Below are 16,405 nucleotides of genomic sequence, written 5' to 3'. Positions count from 1 at the left end.
TTCAGCCCTGGGACAGCTCGTCGAAGGGTCGCACCTCGATCGGCCCGCAGGCCCGCGAGCACTGCTCGGCCCAGGCCAGCGCCTCGTCCAGGTCCGCGCAGCGGATGACCCAGAAGCCGGCGAGGTGCTCGCGGGTCTCGGCGAACGGCCCGTCGGTCATGGTGGTGCCGCCCTGGCCGGTCCGCACGACGGTGGAGCTCTCCGGCGGCAGGAGCCCTCCGCCGAAGACCCAGGTGCCGGTCCTGACCATCTCCTGGTTGATCCGATCGGTCTCGCGGAACATGTGCTGCGTCTCCTCGTCGGACATCGCGGGGGCGCCCTCGACGGCGTGCACGGCCAGCAGGTACTGCTTCATGACGGTTGTTCCCTTCTCAGCAGGAGCCAGTCTCGGCAGCAAGCTCAGGCGGACAGGCGGCGGGCGACGAGCGGGACAACGATCGCGGCGGCGACCAGGTGCGTGAGCATCAGCAGCGCCTTCGTGCCAGGCGCGGCGTCCGCGAGCACGTCGGGCACCAGCGACAGCACGGTCAGGACCACCGTCGTGCGGACGAACGCGCGCCGCGGGCCCCGGGCGAAGCGGGCCAGCACCGCGGCGAGCACCACGCCCACCAGCGAGAAGATGGCGGTCAGCGTCCCGAACCCGGTGACCGGGATCGGCTGGCCGGCCATGTCGAGGCTGATCCCGGCGGCGTGCCCACCGGCGGCGACGGCCATGGTCGCGGCGCTCGCGGCGACCGTGGCGACGACGCCGTGCCCGACCAGCGCGGGGATGCTCGACGTCGTGGTGCGGGTGGTGGGAAGCGTGGTGGTCATGATGCCCTCCAGCGGTGTCCGGGCCGGCCGTGTGTGCCGGGCTCTCACCAGGGCTACGAACCACCCCCGCGCCGATCGACAGGTCCGCTAGAAAAGTTTCTGGCCGCGAATCCGCGCGGACGTGAGGTGGTCGAAGTAGTCGCGGGACTCGACGATCTGCCCGTCGCGCACGCGCAGCACGAAGATGCCCGGCAGCCGGAAGGGCTCGCCGGTGTCCTCGTTGACGCCGTCGTACGCGAACTCCGCCACGATCACCTCCGGGTCCACGGTCTGGTGGATGACGACGTCGGTGACCCGGCGCCGCAGCCGCGGGCCGTCGCCGGTGGGGCGGAAATGCTCGGCGAGCTCGGCGCGGGTGCGCAGCGCCGGGGCGCGCCGCGGGTGGAACGGGTGGACGACGTCGGTCCGCTCCGCGTAGAGGCCGGGCAGCTCGTCCCAGCGCTCGTCCGCGACGCCGTTGACGAGGGCGAGGAACACTTCGCGCGGGGTCATGAGGGGCGCTCCTGTATTATCCGAAGTGATGACTCCGATGCTACGGAGTCCAGACTTCGGACAGCAAGGGCGAGCATGCGCAGCGACGGACAGGCGAACCGCGACCGCATCCTGGACGCCGCCGAGGACGTGTTCGGCCGCGGCGGCGCGACCGCGTCCACGGAGGAGGTGGCCCGGCTGGCCGAGGTCGGCATCGCCACGGTCTTCCGCCACTTCCCCACCAAGGCGGCGCTCCTGCAGGCCGTGCTCATCCGGCGGTACGATCGGCTGCGCGCCGAGGCCGAGACGCTGCACGACACCGCAGATCCAGGCGCGGCGTTCTACGACTTCTTCCGCCACCTGGTCGCCGACGCGCCCGCGAAGATCACGATCGGCGAGGCGCTGCTCGACGCCGGCGGCGACACCGGCGGCGAGGCCCACCGAGCCGCCAACGGCCTGCGCGGCGCCGTGGGCGTCCTGCTGCGCCGCGCCCAGGCGGCCGGCGCGGTCCGCGACGACGTCGAGCTGCCCGAGGTCTACGCGCTGCTGGTCGCCACCTCGCGCGCGACCGCACTGGACGACGAGGTCCGCGCGCGGATGCTGGCCATCGTCTTCGACGGCCTGGCACCGCTGCCGTAGCACCGCCGCTGCCACCGCCCATCCGCGAGGTGACCGCAGGTCGTGACCGCGGCGGCGAGGACCTCGGGATGATCATGATCACACGCGGCCACCATGACCGGCAGCGTCTGCTCAAGATACGGGCCCGGCTCGATGCCCGGTCGGCCGCAGCGGAAGGATCGCCGGGTCGATCGCATGGCCGGCTCGGGCCGGTGTTCGCACCGAAACAAAGCGGGGTCGTGCGGGTGCGTCCGGACCTGTACCGTGCTCGCGTGACAACGCCATCGTCCCCCGTCGGGCCGGACCCGGACCAGCCCGGTCCGAGCGCGCCCGACGCCACCGAGCCGGCCTCGGGCACGCCGTCGACCGGTGCGGTACCGACGTCCGGAGGGCCGGCCTCCGGCATGCCGGCGGCTCCGGCTCCGACGTCCGGGATGCCGACCGGTGACGCGCCGGCCTGGCAAGCGCCGGGAACCGAAATGCCGGCAGCCGCGGCTCCGACGTCCGCCATGCCCGCCCCCGCAGCCCCCGGCTTTGCCATGCCCGGCGCCGCGATGCCGACCTCCGGGGCGCCCGGCTATGGGATGCCCGGCCCCGCAGTGCCGACCTCCGGGGCGCCCGGCTATCCCATGCCCGGCGCCGCGATGCCGACCTCCGGGGCGCCCGGCTACCCCATGCCCGGCGCCGCGATGCCGACCTCCGGGGCGCCCGGCTACCCCGTGCCCGGCCCTGGGATGCCAACATCCGGGGCGCCCGGCTATCCCATGCCCGGCGCGGGCTGGCCAGTCGGAGTGCCGGTCGCGCCGAAGCGGTCCAGGACCGGGCTGATCGTCGGCGTTGCCGTCGTCGTGCTCCTGCTCCTGTGCTCCGCCGGTGGAGTCGCCGCGTTCGTCGTCGTCGGTGATCGTCGAACGGACGCCTCGCCCTCGGGCACCTCGGGCAAGGCCTCCAGCGAGCCGTCGAGCCCGCCGAAGGCGATGTCCGTCGCCGAGTACCAGGCGGTCCTCACCGAGGTGGACGGCCTGCTCGGGCCGGCGTGGCAGAAGGTCGTCGGGGCGGGCAACCGGACCGCGACCTCCGAGGCGGCCACGGCGCTGTCCAAGGCGGCCAAGGACAGCGATTCCCGGCTGGCGTACTTGACCCCGCCCCAGGAGGCGAAGGACGGCCACGAGCACCTCATGCGGGCGTTCTCGTCGTCCAGCAACGGTTTCAGCAACCTGGCCGTGACCGTGCAGCGGGGCGAGGTGTGCGCCGGCTCCTCGGCGGTCTCGCAGGTGACCGGCTCGGTGGCGGCGAACGAGGTCCGCGAGGCGGTCAAGGCCTTCGGGTCGACGTTCACCTTCGGCGCGTGGCTGCCGGGGCCCGCCCCCCAGCAGGACCGCAAGCTGGCCAACGGCACGTACGTGAAGAAGGGCACGCTCAACGGCTCCGGCGAGTTCACGATCAACAACGGCGGCGGCCAGACCGACGTCGTGGTGAGTCTCGTGCCCAACGGCACGAAGGCGGCCGCCACGACCGTCTACATCTCGGCCGGCCAGACGTTCAAGGTCAAGCGCGTCCGGGACGGCAGCTACCAGATCTACATGGCGACCGGCTCGGACTGGGACGCGGGCGCCGCCGGCTTCACCCGCGACTGCCACCTGTCGAAGTTCACGGACCCCATCGAATTCAAGACCACCAGCAGGCAGTACACCACCTGGGAAATCACCCTCAAGCCGTCCACCGGCGGCAACGCGCACACCGACTCGGTCGACCCGGCCGACTTCCCGCAATGATCCCGGCGAGCGATCGGGGTGATCGCCGCGAGGAGCCGGCCGGGCGGCGACGTGGGCTCGCTCAGCTCGTGGGCGCGCCGAGGAGCGTCAAGGTGGCCTCGGTCGCCGGGTGGTCGGGGCCGAGGTGCCGTTGCTGGTCCCGCGCCAGCCGCCGCAGCAGCCGCTTGGCCTCGCGCCGGCGGCCCTGTTCGAGCAGCGCCCTGGCCAGCCAGTAGCGGGGCCGCGTGTCGAGCGTCTCGGGGTGGTCGGCGCCGAGCACGCGCAGCCGGTCGGCGATGAGCGGGCGCAGGAGCCGTTCCGCGTCGCCGAAGCGCTCGCACAGCACGAACAGCTCGGCGAGCGAATGCCGCGCGTCGAGCGTCTCGGCATGGTCGGCGCCGAGGACGCGTTCCCGGACCGCGATGATCTCGGCGTACCGGCGCTGGGCCTCCTCCGGCCGCCCGCACCGGCCGATCGCCCAGGCGAGGCAGCACCGGGTGTGCAGCGTGTCGGGGTGCTCGTCGCCGAGGGTGGCGGCCCGCGCCCGCAGGACCGGCTCCAGCTGCGCCTGCGCGGCCTCCCAATCGCCGAGCCGCCCGGTGGCCCAGGCGAGCTTGTGCCGGGTGTCGAGGGTGTCGAGATGCCCGGGGCCGAGGAGGCGGGTCCGCGCCGCGCACACCTGCGTGAGCTCGGCGTGGGCCTTCTCCCACCGGCCGAGGCGCCCGACCGCCCAGCCGCGTTCGTTGCGCAGGGCCAGGATCGCGACGTGGTCCGGGCCGAGGCGGTCGGCATGCCGCAGCGCCGATCCGGCGAGGGCCACGGCCGCCGCCTCCTGCCCGCGCCAGGTGTTGGCGGCGACCACCCGCACGACCATCCAGACCAGCTTCGTGAGGCTCTGCTCGCCGAGGACGCCGCTGTACCGCAGCAACTGCTCGACGTGCGGCGCGAACAGCCCGAACCAGCGCCACTCGGCGTTGTCGTCGAAGCGGCGGGCGGCGACCGCCGCGACGAGCAGGTCGAGCGCGGCGGCGGGCGCCGATCGGTCGGGGGCGGCGGGCCGGCTGACCTCGGCCACGAGCGGGTGCAGCATGAACATCGGGGCGCCGTCGGGCGCGGGGCCGTCCAGCCGCTCGATGAGGCCGTGGTCGGCGAGCCCCTCCAGGCTGTTCTGCACGACGCGCCGCACCGCCAGGGCATCTCGTCCGGTGGTGCCGTCGCCGCCCACCAGCGTCCGGGCCGGCTCGGTGTGCAGCAGCATCTGCGGCACCGGCACGGCCGGGGCGAGGTGCGACAGCACCCGCAGCAGCGTCCGGCAGTGCGCCAGCCCCTGCCCGTCGAGCGCGCGCAGCGACATCTCCCAGGTCAGCGCCACGTTGCCGCGGTGCTCGGCCTGATCGTCGCCCACCCCGGGGGCGACGAGGACCGGCCGGGCGCCCCGCTCGTGGAATGCCTCGCGGTACTCGTCGAACGTCGGCCAGATCGGAAACGCCGAGCCGAGGTTGGCGCCGGCCAGGTGCAGCGCCAGCGGCAGGCACCCCAGGTCGCGGGCCAGCCGTTGCGCGGCCGGCCGGTCACCGGCGCCGGGAGCGAGGTCGAGCAGCACCTGCGCGGCGTCGGCCACGGTCAGCGGCGCGAGTTCGGCCACCTTGCGGGCGCTGCCCCACACGTCCTCGCGCTTGATCCGGCTCGTCACCAGCACGAGCCCGCGACCGGCGCAGCGGGCCACATTCGACTCGATCAGCCAGGCGATCACCTGCTGGTCGTCGAGGTTGTCGAACACCAGCAGCCACCGCCGCGGTGACTGCCGCAGCACCTCCCACAGCTGCTCCACCGCCCGCGCCGACCCTTCGCGGATCGCCGTCACCTGCGCCCGGCCGACGCCGAGCTCCTCGGCCAGACTGACCAGGGCGTCGGTCAGACCCGCCCGGTCCTCCGCGGCGATCCACCACGCCGACCGGCCCCGGTGCCGCTCGAACCACCGGCAGGTCCACATCGCCAGCGACGACTTGCCCACCCCGCCGAGCCCGGTCAGCACGTGCACCCGGCCGTCCGGCCGGCGCGCCGCCCGCCGCAGCTCCCGCAGGTCGGCGTCGCGGCCGCGGATGAGAGCGGCGCCGGCGCCGGCCGGCGCCGTGAGCGAGGCGCCCATGAAGGTGGCGTCGGAGCCGACGCCCCCGGCCGCGCGCCGGTGCAGCGCAGCCACCAGGAACCCGGCCACGGTCGCGCCGCCGCCGACGACGCTCGCCCACTTGTCGGCCCGGTCGAGCCCCTCGCCCAGGAGGACCACGGCCACCACGACGACCATCGCCACGACAACGGCGACCACGATGATTCGCTGCCGTATCCAACGCATAGCGATATTGTCGCCGCCCGATGCCACACCGCCGCCCGGCCGAGCGCGGCATGTCAGGTGCCGAGACGATCCCGGGCGGTCGCGAGCACCCGCGTCCCGGCCGCTGCAGGCGTTGACCGGGCAGGCGGTGAGCAAGCCACCCGGCGGCAAACACATAGCCGGGCGGAAACGGCTGCATACCGCAGTAGTTGTATGCTGCATGTGATGGGAAGCCGCACGTCGGAAGGGTGCCCGCAGTGACCGAAGCCGCCGGAGCGGAGGCGCACGCCCACCCTCCGACGAGCGGATCGCTGCCGTTGGTGCGGATTCTGCTGGTCGAGGACGACCCCGGCGACGTCGCGTTCACGCTCGACGAGTTCCGGGAGCATCGCCTCCGCAACCCGGTGACGGTCCTGGGCGACGGGCGCCGCGCGCTGGAGTACCTCGAACGGCGCGGCGCCTACCGGGACGCGCCGGTGCCCGACATTCTGCTGCTGGACCTGAACCTGCCCGGCGTCGACGGGCGTGTGGTGCTCGACCGGGTGCTCGCCGACCCGCGGCTGCGGAACCTGACGGTGGTCGTGCTCACCGGCTCGGACGTCGAGGAGCGCATGCTGGTCGACTTCGGCGTGCCGTCCACCCACTTCTTGCGCAAACCCGTGGACTTCGTCCGGCTGGCGGGGCTGATCCGCGGCGTCGAGCGGTACGCCCTCGTGGTCGACCGCGACCGGCCTACCGCCTGACGGTGCGCGCGCGGGCCGCGGATATGACGGTCCCGTGTCAATGCGCCGCTCGAAGGGCCCGAGCCTGGCCGCGGGGGAAAACGCCTCGGTAAGGTGCGGGTCGGGTGCCCGTTGCCGCCGAGGGAGGTTGCGCGATGCCGACGATCGCCCGCCGGTACCGGCTGGTGAGCCAGGCCGGCTCGGGCGGCATGGCCGAGGTGTGGCGCGCCGTCGACACCCGCCTCGAGCGGACCGTGGCGGTCAAGCTGCTCCTGCCCGAGCTCGCCGGATCGGCCCGCGCCCGCGAACGCGCCGTCGCCGAGGCCAGGGCGGCCGCCCGGATCAACCATCCGAACGTCGCCGCGATCCATGACGCCGGGCATCGGGTGCGCGGGCTGGGCCGGGCGGTGCCGTACCTGGTGATGGAGTACGTCGACGGCGAGACGCTCGACCATCGCCTCCGCGGCCCCGGGGCGATGCCCTGGCGCGACGCGGTGCGCATCGCCGCGCAGGTCGCCGACGGGCTCGCGGCCGCGCACCGCCACCGCGTCGTGCATCGTGACATCAAGCCGGGCAACATCATGCTCACCGGCTCGGGCGTGAAGGTCGTCGACTTCGGGCTCGCCTCGATCATCGGCGCCGCCGCCGACGGCCGCGCCGCGCGCGTGCTGCTCGGCACTCCGGAGTACATGGCTCCGGAGCAGCTGCGCGGCGAGCCGGTCACGAGCGCCACCGACATGTACGCGCTCGGGCTGGTGCTGTACCACATGCTGACCGGCGTTCTGCCGTGGACCGCGGTGGCCCGCCACGCGCTCGTCCGCGAGCGCCTGGCCTCGCCGGCGGTGTCCCTGCCGCCGGTGACGGAGGTCCCGGCCGAGGTCGTCGCGGCCGTCGACGCGTGCCTGGCCGACGACCCGGGATATCGCCCGTCCAGCCGCCACCTCGGCGACGTCCTTCGTGACGCGCTGGCACGGCACGCGGACGGGGCCGGTCCCGCACCGGTCGTGCGCACCGCGCCCGGCGAGACGCGCGGGCCCGAGCGTCCCCGGCATCCGTGCACGGTCCCGTGGCGCGCCGGACCCACGCCCGGCCGGCGCCGCCCGGCCGTCCTGGTTGCCGCGGTGGCGCTGATCGCCGCGAGCGGCTGGATGCGCCCGCTGTGGTCGACTCCCGCCGCGTCCGCCGGCGGGCCGCAGCCGGACACCGGTGGCGTGTGCGCGGTCCGGTACGTCGGGCACCGCACCCCGACGACCTTCACCGCGGAGGTCGCGGTCACCGCGGCGACCGGGCAGTCGTGGACCCTGCGCTTCACCGCGCCACCCGGGCAGCGGGTGACCAGCGCCTCCGGCTGGGCCGTCAGCCAGTCCGGCTCACTCGTCGTCGTGACCGGCGAGGGCTCGCTCGACCGCGCCACGCCGGCGCGCGGGTCACCCTCTCGGGCACCTTGGACCAGCCCGACACCGGGTTCCCGGCCGCCTTCGAGCTCGACGGCGTCCGCTGCCAGCGCACCGTGTCCGTCTACGCCGCCGCGGCGGCGGACGCCTGACCGTCCGGAGGTGCCCCCACGATGATCGTCACGACGAATCCGAGGACCGCGGAGGTCTCGTGCGACCGCTGCGGTGCGACCCTCCAGCTCGCCGGCGCCGACCGGGAGACCATCTGGGCCCGGGCGCGGGCCCTGGGGTGGGAGGCGGAGCGGCTCCGCGAGCTGTGGTGGCACCGCTGCCCCGCCTGCGCGGGGCGTTTCGTGGAGGGTCCGGCGACGCTCTAGGGTTGGCGCATGCCCAAGGAAGCGCGCGCAGTGGACGCCACCATCGCCGGCCCCGAGGCCGTCGAGGCCCTGCTGACGGCGAGCCGGGCGCTGGTCGGCATCGCCGCCCGGTCCCTGGCCGACATCGATCCCGACGTCACGCTGCCGCAGTACCGCGCGCTCGTCGTGCTGGCCGCGCGCGGACCGCAGCGGGTGGCCGACATCTCGGCCGAGTTGCAGGTCGCCCCGTCGACCGGCACCCGCATGTGCGACCGGCTGGTCCGCAAGGGCCTGGCCCGCCGCTCACGGCCGACCTCCGACCGGCGAGTGGTGCGGCTCACGCTGACGGCGGCCGGGCGGCGGCTCGTCCAGCGGGTGACGGAGAGCCGCCGCCACCAGCTGTCCGACATCGTCGCCGCGACGGCGGAGGTCTGGCACCCGGCGGTCGCACCGGCGCTGCGCGCCTTCGCCGCCGCCGCCGGTGAGCTGCCGGAGAGCGAGTGGTGGCTCGGTTTCCCGTCCGTGGACGAGGAGCTCGAGACCCCGGACGGCTGACGGCGGCACCGGGGGTCCTCACGGGCCCGGCGCGCCGGCCCGCGGCTGCGGGCCGGTCGTGACGGCGGCGAGGATGTCCCGATGCGTGACCCAGCCGACCAGACGGTCATCGCGCTGCACCGGCAGGCCGAGCCCGCCGGCGCGGACCACCGCGTCGAGGGCCTCGTCGAGGGACTGCCCGGCCCGCAGCACGGGCACGGTGGAGGCCAGGTCGGCCGCGGTCACGCCGCCGGCGTCGTCGCGCAGCGCGCGCTCCACCTCCACGGCCGGCACCACGCCGCGCAGCCGGCCCCGACCGTCGACGACCGGCAGCGCGTCATGGCCGCCGGCCGCGAACCGCTCGGCCACCTCCGCCAGCCCGGCGTCCGCCGGTAACGCGGTCGGCAACGCCCCCGCCACCGCGTCCACGGTCGGCACCGCCAGTCCCGGCCGCGCCGGTGCGTGGTCCCGGCCCAGGTCGATACCGCGCCGATGCAGCTTCCGCGTGTAGATCGTGTCGGCGGACACCAGCCGCGAGGCGCCGGCGGCCAGGGCGACGGCGACCATCAGCGGCAGCACGACCGAGTACTCACCCGTCAGCTCGAAGATCATGACCACCGCGGTGATCGGCGTGCGGGCCGCGCCGGCGAACACCGCGCCCATGCCGACCAGCGCGTAGGCGCCCGGCGGAGCGGTCAGGCCGGGCATGACGGCGTGCGCGGCGTCGCCGGCCGCGGCGCCGAGCATCGCCCCGATGAACAGCGTGGGGCCGAAGACGCCCCCGGATCCGCCGATGCCGATCGTCAGGCTCGCGGCCAGCATCTTGCCGACCAGCAGCAGGAGCAGCAACACCAGCGGGTAGCCGCCCGCGACGGCGCGGTCCAGGACCGGATACCCCACCCCGTACAGCTCCGGCAACCAGAGCAGGATGCCGCCCAGCGCAAGGCCCCCGGCCGCCGGCCGCAGCCACTCCGGCCCGCGCCAGCAGCGGTCACAGACGTCCTCGACCAGGTACAGCACCCGGCTGAACCCGACCCCGACGATGGCCGCGACCAGGCCGAGCGCCGCGTACCACACGTACTCCACCGGCGAGACCACGTGGAAGGCCGGCAGCGCCAGGAACGGGTGGTCGCCGAGCAGCGCCCGGCTGATGGCGCTCGACGTCACCGAGGCCAGCACGACCGCGGCGAACGACTCGACGGCGAAGTCGGCGAGGATCAGCTCCAGGGAGAAGAACACCGCGGCGATCGGCGCGTTGAAGGTCGCCGACACGGCCCCGGCCGCACCGGCCCCGACGAGCAGGCGCAGCCGGGAGTCCGGCAGCCGCAGCGCCTGCCCGGCGGCCGAGGCGAGGGCCGAGCCGACCTGCACGATCGGCCCCTCGCGGCCGACCGAGCCGCCGCCGCCGATGCACAGCGCGCTCGCGACGGACTTCACGATCGCGACCCGCGGGCGAATCCGGCCTCCGCGGGCGGTGACGGCGTACATGACCTCCGGCACCCCGTGACCCCGGGCCTCGCGGGCGCCGAGATGGATCAGCGGCCCGTACAGCAGCCCGGCCACCACCGGCGCCGCCACCACGAACCACCGGCCGGCCCACGGCAGCCATGGGTGTGCGGCACCAGGGTGGGCGGTGTAGTCCGCCGCGCCGCTGAACAGCCCGGTGGCGGCGGAGACGAGCCAGCGGAAGCCGACCGCGCCCAGGCTCGCCCCGGCCCCGACGCCGACGGCGAGGACGAGCAGACCGGCCGAGCCGCCCCGCAGCCGGTCCCACAACACCAGGTACCGCTCGCGCGGCACGCGCATTAATAGCTGCATAGTGCAATCATTGTAGTACGCAGCTAAATGCGCAGGACCCGGCGGTCTTCCGCCGGGTCCGCTCGATCAGGGCCGGTGCGGCCCAAGGTGCCCGCGCGGCGGCGGTTCAGCTCAGCACGCCACGGCCCGGCCCGAGCGCAGCCACGCCAGGGCCGCCGCCCGGTCGGCATGCATGGGCAGGACGTGGTCCAGGCACAGCATCCGCAGCGCACCCGCCACCACCGGACCGGCGCCGACCAGACACGCGCGGCCCCCGGCGGCGGACGCGCGCTGCGCCGCGCGGACGAGCACGTCCACGGTCGCCGAGCTCAGCCGCCCGACCCGGCTGACGTCGACCAGCAGATGCGCGAACGGGCCGGGGTCGCCGCTGAGCAGGTCCCAGAGCCGCGCGTCGTCGGCGCACATGAGCTCGCCGCGCAGATCGATCGCGCGGACGTCCGCCAGCAGCTGCAGCACCATCCGCTGGCCGGACCGTCCGGCCGGCACGATCGAGGGCGCGTCCAGCGATCGGGCCACGATGCCGTCCAGCGACGTCGGCGGCCCGCACCGGCCGCAGCCGTGCGGCCCGACCGCCAGCTCGCTGCCGCACCAGCCGTCCAGCGCGAAGAGGCTCCAGGCCCCGCGCCAGTCGCCCGCCGACGCCGCGAGATTGCCGATCACCCAGCCGCAGGAGTCGCACACCAGACTGAAGTCGGTGCCGTCCCGGCTGAGCAGCGCGGTCATCGGGCCGCCCGATCAATCATGTGCATAGTGCAATTATCCGGGTCGGCCGGCACGCCCACATCGTCGCGGGGCATGACGTTCGCGTGACAATCGGGCCGCCCGCCGCAGCACCGTCACCCGGGGGCCGCGTGCGCGGCCCGCGGCGCGCATCGCGGGCAGCCGTGCGGCCCCCGCCGGGACCGATCGCGGCGGGTCAGGCGCCGCCGAGAGCATCGAGGACGGTCGCGAGCACCGCGTCCCGCGCCGGTCTGAGGTAGAAGTGGTCGCCCGGGAAGACGTGCAGGTCGAAGGAGGAGCGGGTCGTGTCGCGCCAGGCGGCCATCTCGTCGGCGGTCACCTCCGGGTCGGCGTCGCCGGTCAGGGCGGTCACCGGGCACCGCAGCAGGTCGGTGCGGCGCGGGCAGTACGTCTCGTTCAGCTCGAAGTCGGCGCGCAGCGTCGGCAGGACCAGCGCCATGATGTCCGGGGCGTCGAGCACCTCGCGGGGAATGCCGTTGAGGGAGCTGACCGCGGGCACGAACTGCTCGTCGCGCAGGCGGTGCAGCGGGGGCCGGCGTGCGGGCAGGTGGGGCGGGCGGCGGCCGGAGACGAAGAGCCGGACCGGTGCGCCCCAGCCGCGGCGGGCGAGCTCGTGGGCGACCTCGAAGGCGATCGCGGCGCCCATGCTGTGACCGAAGACGGCGAAGGGCCGGTCCAGCAGGGGCAGCAGGCCGTCGCAGAGCGGCGCGATGAGGTCGTCCATGCTGCGCAGCGGGCGCTCGCGCAGCCGGGACTCGCGTCCGGGCAGCTGGACCGGGGCGAGGGCGACACGCGGCAGCAGCGGCTCGCGCCAGGTGCGGTACGCGGTGGCGCCGCCGCCGGCGTGGGCGAAGCAGAACAGCCGCAGGGGTGCGCCGGTCTCGTCGGCCGGGCCGCCGACCCAGGCGGTGCCGAGCTGCAGGGACGTCATGCCGGGCTCCCGAGGCTCCCGAGGCTCCCGAGGCTCCCGAGGCTCCCGAGGCTCCCGGGTTCGACCGCGATGGCGATGCTGGTGTTGATGCCGCCGAAGCCGAAGCCGTTGGACAGTGCCAGGACGGGCCGGGCGGCGACCGGTTCGGCGCCCACGAGTCGCAGGGCGGGCTCGACGGGGCGGAACAGGCGCGGGTTGGGGTGCAGGAAGCCGCCGCGCAGCTGCGCGATGGTCGCGACGGCCTCCACCACGCCGGCGGCGTAGAGGCAGTGGCCGGTGAGGGCCTTGGTCGCGTTGACCCAGGGACGGTCCGGGCCGGTGCCGAAGACGCGGCACAGGGCGGCCGCCTCGGTGCGGTCGCCGAGCGGGGAGCCGGTGCCGTGGGCGTTGACGTAGCCGACGTCGCCGGGGGTGCGGCCGGCCGCGGCGAGGGCGGCCGTCATGGCCCGGGCCTCGCCGTGCTCGTCGGGGTCGGGCCCGCTGTTGGCGTCGAGGCACACGGCGGTGCCGGCGATGCCGGCCAGCACGGTGGCGCCGCGCGCGCGGGCCGAGTCGCGGTGCTCCAGCACGAGGGCGGCGCAGCCCTGGCCTGGTACGAAACCACGATGCCCGGCATCGAAGGGCCGGCACGGCTCGTCCGCCATCGCGCCGAGGTTGAACAGCGCCTGCGTCTCGGCGGGGGTGAGGTCGGCCAGGGCGCCGACGACCACGCAGGCCTCCACGGCGCCGACGGCCACGAGACGGGCGCCGGTGACGATGCCGACGTTGCCGCTGGCCGAGGCGGCGCCGACCTGGCAGCCCTCCCCCGCCGCGTCGAGCACCTGGCTGAGCACGCCGAGGTGATCGGTGTCGAGCAGGCGCAGCGCGGCCCGGCCCGGGACGCGGGCCGGCGCACGGCCGAGGGTGGCCGCCACCTGCTGCGCGTAGCGGCCGGTGAGGTTGTGCCCGGCGACGACGACGCCGAGGCGCTCGCGGGGCAGCGCGCCGGTGAGCAGGCCGGCGGCGGCCGCGGCCTCGACGGCGACGGCGACGGCGGCGCGGATGGGCAGCGGCGCCCGGGCGGCGGCGCGGGCCGCCCGGCGGGCCACCGCGGCGGGTGCGCCCTGCAGGGCCGTGGCGAGGTCGACGTCGGGCATCGGGGCGGCGCAGGCGGGACCCGCCGTCGCCGGGTCGTCGACGCCGACCACGCCGCTCACGCCCCGGCGCAGGGCGGCGGTGAAGGCCGCGACGCCGTCGCCGATCGCGCAGCGCACGCCCATGCCCGTGACGGCGACCGGTTCCGCGCTCACGCGTACCGGCGCAGGACCGCGACGAGCCCCGCGATGTCGCCGACGTCGCGAAACGCCATGGCCGGCACGTCGACGTCAAGGTCCTCCATCGTCATCGCGACCACCTCGGTGCGGTCGAGGCTGTTGCAGCCCAGGTCGGCCATGGCCACGTCGGGGCGGACCGAGCCGGGGTCGACCTCGGGCAGCACGAGGCAGAGATTCTTGCGGACCAGCTGGAAGATCCGGTCGTCGTCCATGATGTCGCCTCCTCAGTGCCACGCGTAGCGGCGGTGGAAGTTGTCGATACCGGTGAGCACGAGCAGCCGGGGGCGGCCGGGCACCCGGTCGAGGTACTCGTCGTAGCGGGCCACGTCCACGTCGCGGTGCGGCTCCGGGACGAGGACCCGCAGGTTCTCCTTGAGCAGCTGGGCGTACTCCTCGAAGCTGAGCGCACACCGGGCCGCGAGCCGGGCGCCGATGCGCATCGGGGCGAGCGCCGCGCGTGAGCCGGTGTCGACCGTGCCGCTGAAGAACTCCGACGAGCAGCCGGAGCCGTAGGAGTACAGGCCGACGCGGGCCGGGGTGTCGAGCGGCGTGTGCTCGATGAGCGAGGCGAGCGCCAGGTACACCGAGCCGGAGCACAGGTTGCCGACGGTACGCGGGTAGGCCAGCGACGGCGCCACCCGCCGCTGGAAGTCGGCCTCGATCGCCGCCGGCTCGGCCCCGGCGTGCTCGCGCAGCATCTTGCGGTGCGCGGCGCGGACCAGCCCGGCGAAGGGCGTGTGCAGCGCCAGCCCGTCGAACGTGGCGACGAAGTCGGCGTCCTGGACCCGCTCGGCGTAGGCCGCGAAGCTGCGGGACAGGCAGTCGAGGTAGGCGAACAGCGACCGGTCCGTGTCGGCGATGTCGAACTGCGGTGTGGGCCGGGCCGAGTCCATCGTCTCGTAGCTGTGCAGCCCGAAGGCGCCCAGGTCGAGCGTCAGCACCCGCGGCCGGTCGCCGAGCAGCACGGCGGCGGCGCCGTGGCCGGTCGCGGGCTCGGCGTACTCGCTGCGGGCGTCGACGAGGGCGACGTCCGTGGCCACGACGAGCGCCCGGGCGCCGGGCGACACCGCGGCGGCCAGGTAGCCCGCGGCGAGCTGCAGCACGCCGGTGGCGCCGTAGCAGGCCTGCTTGACCTCCAGCAGCCGGCAGCGGGAGCCGAGGCCGAGGTGCTCGTGCACGTAGGAGGCGACGGACTTGCTCAGGTCGACGCCGGACTCGGTGGAGGTGACGAGCAGCTCGATCGAGTCGCGCTCGTCCGCGGTGAGCGCCTCCACGATCGGCCGGGCCGCGTTGACCGCGTTGGTGACGGGGTCCTCGCAGGGCAGGCCGATGGAGCGGTTGGTCATCGCGAGGTTCTCCAGCCGCGCCGGGTCCAGGCCGCGGCCCTCGAACAGGACCGGCACGGGGATCTGGGCCACGCCGCAGTACACGTTCAGCGCTTCGATACCGATAGTCATCGTTGTGTCGGTCATGATTCCGCCCGGCAGAGGTCGTCGATGAGGGCGGCGACGTTCGGGATGCCGCTGAAGTCGGACAGGGGGCGGCGCACGCCGAGCCGATCGGTGATCATGAGAATGATCTCCACCCGCTCGACCGAGTCGGCGCCGAGGTCCTTGAGGTGCTTGCCGTGGTCGATGGTGCCCGGGTCGAGGCCGGGCAGGATCGTGGTGATCGCGCTGTGCACGGCCGCCGTGACGCGCTCGCGGGTCGCCGGGCTCATGCGGCACCGACCTGCAGCGTGGCGACGGCGATGAGCCGCGCGGTGTCCTGCTCCTCGATGACGACGTCGACGACCTCGGCGCCGTCGGCGTGCCGGCGCAGCCGCGCGGTGAGCGTGAGCACGGTGCCGGCGTCGGCGTTGCCGAGGTAGCACACGCGCTCGTCGGTCAGGCGCAGGCGCAGGTACTGCTCCTCGTCGCGGCCGAGCAGCTGCCACAGCCGCCACACCGCGGTGTCCACGATGGAGAAGTACGCGGCGAAGTACACGAGGCCGACGCCGTTGAGGTCCCGGGTCGGGTCGAGGCGGTACGTGGTGGTGTGCCCGTCGACGACGACCTCGGCCGGGCCCTCGTCGAACGTGCGGGCGGTGCGGGCACGGTGGTAGACGGCGCGCGGGGAGTACCGCTCCGGCAGGATCGGCAGGTGCTCGTGGCGGAAGTCCACCGGGGCCGAGCGCACCAGGTCGCGGTTGCTGCGCTGCGCGCTGCGGGTCACCCACCGGTTGAACGTCTCGACGTAGAGGCAGCCGGCGTGTGGACGCTCGTAGAACTCGACGGGGTCGAGCTTCTCGGCCTCGGCCGCCGGATCGCCGGCCAGGGCGATGCGGTGCAGGGTCAGCACCGACTCGCTGCCGTAGCCGTAGCAGGCGGACAGCACCCGCAGCCGGTCGCCGAACGTGAAGCGGCGCAGGTGCATCTCGCGGCTGCCCCGCAGGTGGTAGTAGTAGAACGCGAGGTACGTCGGCGCACCCGTCTCGTCGCGAGCGGTGAACGCGTCGGTGCCGCACAGCTCGCTGACCGTCTGCCAGGTCCAGTCGCCGACCTGGCCGACGAACAGCGAGTTGTGCCCGCACATCGCCGGGGTGACCGTAATGTCCCGGAGCAGCATG

General features: G+C 74.7%; 18 protein-coding genes. 6 read left to right on the top strand and 12 right to left on the bottom strand.

Annotation, left to right across the window (positions count from 1 at the left end):
- Nucleotide 1: 1 nt before the first annotated feature.
- The 3 genes from ACQP2P_RS20700 to ACQP2P_RS20690 all read right to left on the bottom strand — a co-directional run bounded on the left by ACQP2P_RS20700 (nt 2) and on the right by ACQP2P_RS20690 (nt 1,305).
- On the bottom strand, nt 2-355 hold the full coding sequence (locus ACQP2P_RS20700; RefSeq protein ID WP_433618290.1) for a YciI family protein: 354 nt from the start codon (nt 353-355) through the stop codon (nt 2-4).
- A 44-nt stretch (nt 356-399) separates the two neighbouring features.
- Nucleotides 400-813, bottom strand: a complete 414-nt coding sequence (locus tag ACQP2P_RS20695) for a DUF6069 family protein (RefSeq protein WP_433618288.1) — start codon at nt 811-813, stop codon at nt 400-402.
- A gap of 87 nt (nt 814-900) precedes the next feature.
- Entirely contained in the window at nt 901-1,305 is a 405-nt protein-coding gene (locus tag ACQP2P_RS20690; protein ID WP_433618287.1) for a nuclear transport factor 2 family protein, read from the bottom strand.
- 75 nt (nt 1,306-1,380) lie between these two features.
- Here ACQP2P_RS20690 and ACQP2P_RS20685 point away from each other — a divergent pair, with 75 nt between their 5' ends.
- Both ACQP2P_RS20685 and ACQP2P_RS20680 read left to right on the top strand, forming a co-directional pair.
- Nucleotides 1,381-1,923 carry a TetR/AcrR family transcriptional regulator gene (locus ACQP2P_RS20685; RefSeq protein WP_433618285.1) on the top strand — a complete coding sequence of 181 codons (543 nt, stop codon included), beginning with the start codon at nt 1,381-1,383 and terminating at the stop codon, nt 1,921-1,923.
- 436 nt (nt 1,924-2,359) lie between these two features.
- Nucleotides 2,360-2,806, top strand: a complete 447-nt coding sequence (locus ACQP2P_RS20680; protein WP_433619194.1) for a pentapeptide repeat-containing protein — start codon at nt 2,360-2,362, stop codon at nt 2,804-2,806.
- Between the two features lie 932 nt (nt 2,807-3,738).
- Here ACQP2P_RS20680 and ACQP2P_RS20675 read toward each other — a convergent pair.
- A complete protein-coding gene (locus ACQP2P_RS20675) occupies nt 3,739-6,009 on the bottom strand; it encodes a tetratricopeptide repeat protein (RefSeq protein ID WP_433618284.1) in 2,271 nt (756 codons plus the stop codon).
- Nucleotides 6,010-6,245: 236 nt separating this feature from the next.
- On the opposite strand from ACQP2P_RS20675, the gene ACQP2P_RS20670 reads away from it, so the two are divergent.
- The 4 genes from ACQP2P_RS20670 (at nt 6,246) to ACQP2P_RS20655 (ending at nt 9,015) form a co-directional block, all read left to right on the top strand.
- Nucleotides 6,246-6,731 (top strand): response regulator, encoded by a 486-nt coding sequence (locus ACQP2P_RS20670; RefSeq protein ID WP_433618282.1) that lies wholly within the window; start codon nt 6,246-6,248, stop codon nt 6,729-6,731.
- A gap of 134 nt (nt 6,732-6,865) precedes the next feature.
- Nucleotides 6,866-8,281, top strand: coding sequence for a protein kinase domain-containing protein (locus ACQP2P_RS20665; protein WP_433618281.1), 1,416 nt, complete (start codon nt 6,866-6,868; stop codon nt 8,279-8,281).
- On the top strand, nt 8,278-8,481 hold the full coding sequence (locus tag ACQP2P_RS20660) for a hypothetical protein (protein ID WP_433618279.1): 204 nt from the start codon (nt 8,278-8,280) through the stop codon (nt 8,479-8,481). The genes ACQP2P_RS20665 and ACQP2P_RS20660 overlap by 4 nt, the downstream gene beginning before the upstream one ends.
- Before the next feature lie 9 nt (nt 8,482-8,490).
- On the top strand, nt 8,491-9,015 hold the full coding sequence (locus tag ACQP2P_RS20655) for a MarR family winged helix-turn-helix transcriptional regulator (protein WP_433618277.1): 525 nt from the start codon (nt 8,491-8,493) through the stop codon (nt 9,013-9,015).
- An 18-nt stretch (nt 9,016-9,033) separates the two neighbouring features.
- On the opposite strand, the gene ACQP2P_RS20650 is transcribed toward ACQP2P_RS20655, so the two are convergent.
- The 8 genes from ACQP2P_RS20650 to ACQP2P_RS20615 form a co-directional block, all read right to left on the bottom strand.
- Nucleotides 9,034-10,800 (bottom strand): chloride channel protein, encoded by a 1,767-nt coding sequence (locus ACQP2P_RS20650; protein ID WP_433618275.1) that lies wholly within the window; start codon nt 10,798-10,800, stop codon nt 9,034-9,036.
- A 123-nt stretch (nt 10,801-10,923) separates the two neighbouring features.
- Nucleotides 10,924-11,535: an STAS domain-containing protein gene (locus ACQP2P_RS20645; RefSeq protein WP_433618273.1), complete on the bottom strand. Its 612-nt coding sequence runs from the start codon at nt 11,533-11,535 to the stop codon at nt 10,924-10,926.
- Nucleotides 11,536-11,728: 193 nt separating this feature from the next.
- On the bottom strand, nt 11,729-12,484 hold the full coding sequence (locus ACQP2P_RS20640) for a thioesterase II family protein (RefSeq protein ID WP_433618272.1): 756 nt from the start codon (nt 12,482-12,484) through the stop codon (nt 11,729-11,731).
- Entirely contained in the window at nt 12,481-13,773 is a 1,293-nt protein-coding gene (locus ACQP2P_RS20635) for a beta-ketoacyl synthase N-terminal-like domain-containing protein (RefSeq protein WP_433618271.1), read from the bottom strand. The genes ACQP2P_RS20640 and ACQP2P_RS20635 overlap by 4 nt, the downstream gene beginning before the upstream one ends.
- Nucleotides 13,770-14,009, bottom strand: coding sequence for a phosphopantetheine-binding protein (locus ACQP2P_RS20630; RefSeq protein WP_433618269.1), 240 nt, complete (start codon nt 14,007-14,009; stop codon nt 13,770-13,772). Before ACQP2P_RS20630 ends, ACQP2P_RS20635 begins: the two co-directional genes overlap by 4 nt.
- A 12-nt stretch (nt 14,010-14,021) precedes the next feature.
- Nucleotides 14,022-15,254: a hydroxymethylglutaryl-CoA synthase family protein gene (locus ACQP2P_RS20625; protein WP_433618268.1), complete on the bottom strand. Its 1,233-nt coding sequence runs from the start codon at nt 15,252-15,254 to the stop codon at nt 14,022-14,024.
- An 11-nt stretch (nt 15,255-15,265) separates the two neighbouring features.
- Complete coding sequence (locus ACQP2P_RS20620; protein WP_433618267.1) at nt 15,266-15,517, bottom strand: phosphopantetheine-binding protein; 252 nt, start codon at nt 15,515-15,517, stop codon at nt 15,266-15,268.
- Nucleotides 15,514-16,404 (bottom strand): LnmK family bifunctional acyltransferase/decarboxylase, encoded by an 891-nt coding sequence (locus ACQP2P_RS20615; protein ID WP_433618266.1) that lies wholly within the window; start codon nt 16,402-16,404, stop codon nt 15,514-15,516. The genes ACQP2P_RS20620 and ACQP2P_RS20615 overlap by 4 nt, the downstream gene beginning before the upstream one ends.
- Nucleotide 16,405: the final 1 nt, after the last annotated feature.

Origin of the sequence: Dactylosporangium sp. CA-139114 (assembly GCF_050955725.1) — a bacterium.
GTDB lineage: Bacteria > Actinomycetota > Actinomycetes > Mycobacteriales > Micromonosporaceae > Dactylosporangium.
The sequence above is the reverse complement of the archived record's forward strand: the minus strand, read 5'-3'. Positions and strand labels throughout refer to the sequence as shown.

What these genes read in the sequence shown, in the direction of transcription:
- ACQP2P_RS20640 (WP_433618272.1), bottom strand. Translation starts at nt 12,484, where the DNA reads ATGACGTCCCTGCAGCTCGGCACCGCCTGGGTCGGCGGCCCGGCCGAC.
- ACQP2P_RS20625 (WP_433618268.1), bottom strand. Translation starts at nt 15,254, where the DNA reads ATGACTATCGGTATCGAAGCGCTGAACGTGTACTGCGGCGTGGCCCAG.
- ACQP2P_RS20695 (WP_433618288.1), bottom strand. Translation starts at nt 813, where the DNA reads ATGACCACCACGCTTCCCACCACCCGCACCACGACGTCGAGCATCCCC.
- ACQP2P_RS20620 (WP_433618267.1), bottom strand. Translation starts at nt 15,517, where the DNA reads ATGAGCCCGGCGACCCGCGAGCGCGTCACGGCGGCCGTGCACAGCGCG.
- ACQP2P_RS20630 (WP_433618269.1), bottom strand. Translation starts at nt 14,009, where the DNA reads ATGGACGACGACCGGATCTTCCAGCTGGTCCGCAAGAATCTCTGCCTC.
- ACQP2P_RS20645 (WP_433618273.1), bottom strand. Translation starts at nt 11,535, where the DNA reads ATGACCGCGCTGCTCAGCCGGGACGGCACCGACTTCAGTCTGGTGTGC.
- ACQP2P_RS20675 (WP_433618284.1), bottom strand. Translation starts at nt 6,009, where the DNA reads ATGCGTTGGATACGGCAGCGAATCATCGTGGTCGCCGTTGTCGTGGCG.
- ACQP2P_RS20665 (WP_433618281.1), top strand. Translation starts at nt 6,866, where the DNA reads ATGCCGACGATCGCCCGCCGGTACCGGCTGGTGAGCCAGGCCGGCTCG.
- ACQP2P_RS20690 (WP_433618287.1), bottom strand. Translation starts at nt 1,305, where the DNA reads ATGACCCCGCGCGAAGTGTTCCTCGCCCTCGTCAACGGCGTCGCGGAC.
- ACQP2P_RS20655 (WP_433618277.1), top strand. Translation starts at nt 8,491, where the DNA reads ATGCCCAAGGAAGCGCGCGCAGTGGACGCCACCATCGCCGGCCCCGAG.
- ACQP2P_RS20650 (WP_433618275.1), bottom strand. Translation starts at nt 10,800, where the DNA reads ATGCGCGTGCCGCGCGAGCGGTACCTGGTGTTGTGGGACCGGCTGCGG.
- ACQP2P_RS20660 (WP_433618279.1), top strand. Translation starts at nt 8,278, where the DNA reads ATGATCGTCACGACGAATCCGAGGACCGCGGAGGTCTCGTGCGACCGC.
- ACQP2P_RS20700 (WP_433618290.1), bottom strand. Translation starts at nt 355, where the DNA reads ATGAAGCAGTACCTGCTGGCCGTGCACGCCGTCGAGGGCGCCCCCGCG.
- ACQP2P_RS20615 (WP_433618266.1), bottom strand. Translation starts at nt 16,404, where the DNA reads ATGCTGCTCCGGGACATTACGGTCACCCCGGCGATGTGCGGGCACAAC.
- ACQP2P_RS20685 (WP_433618285.1), top strand. Translation starts at nt 1,381, where the DNA reads ATGCGCAGCGACGGACAGGCGAACCGCGACCGCATCCTGGACGCCGCC.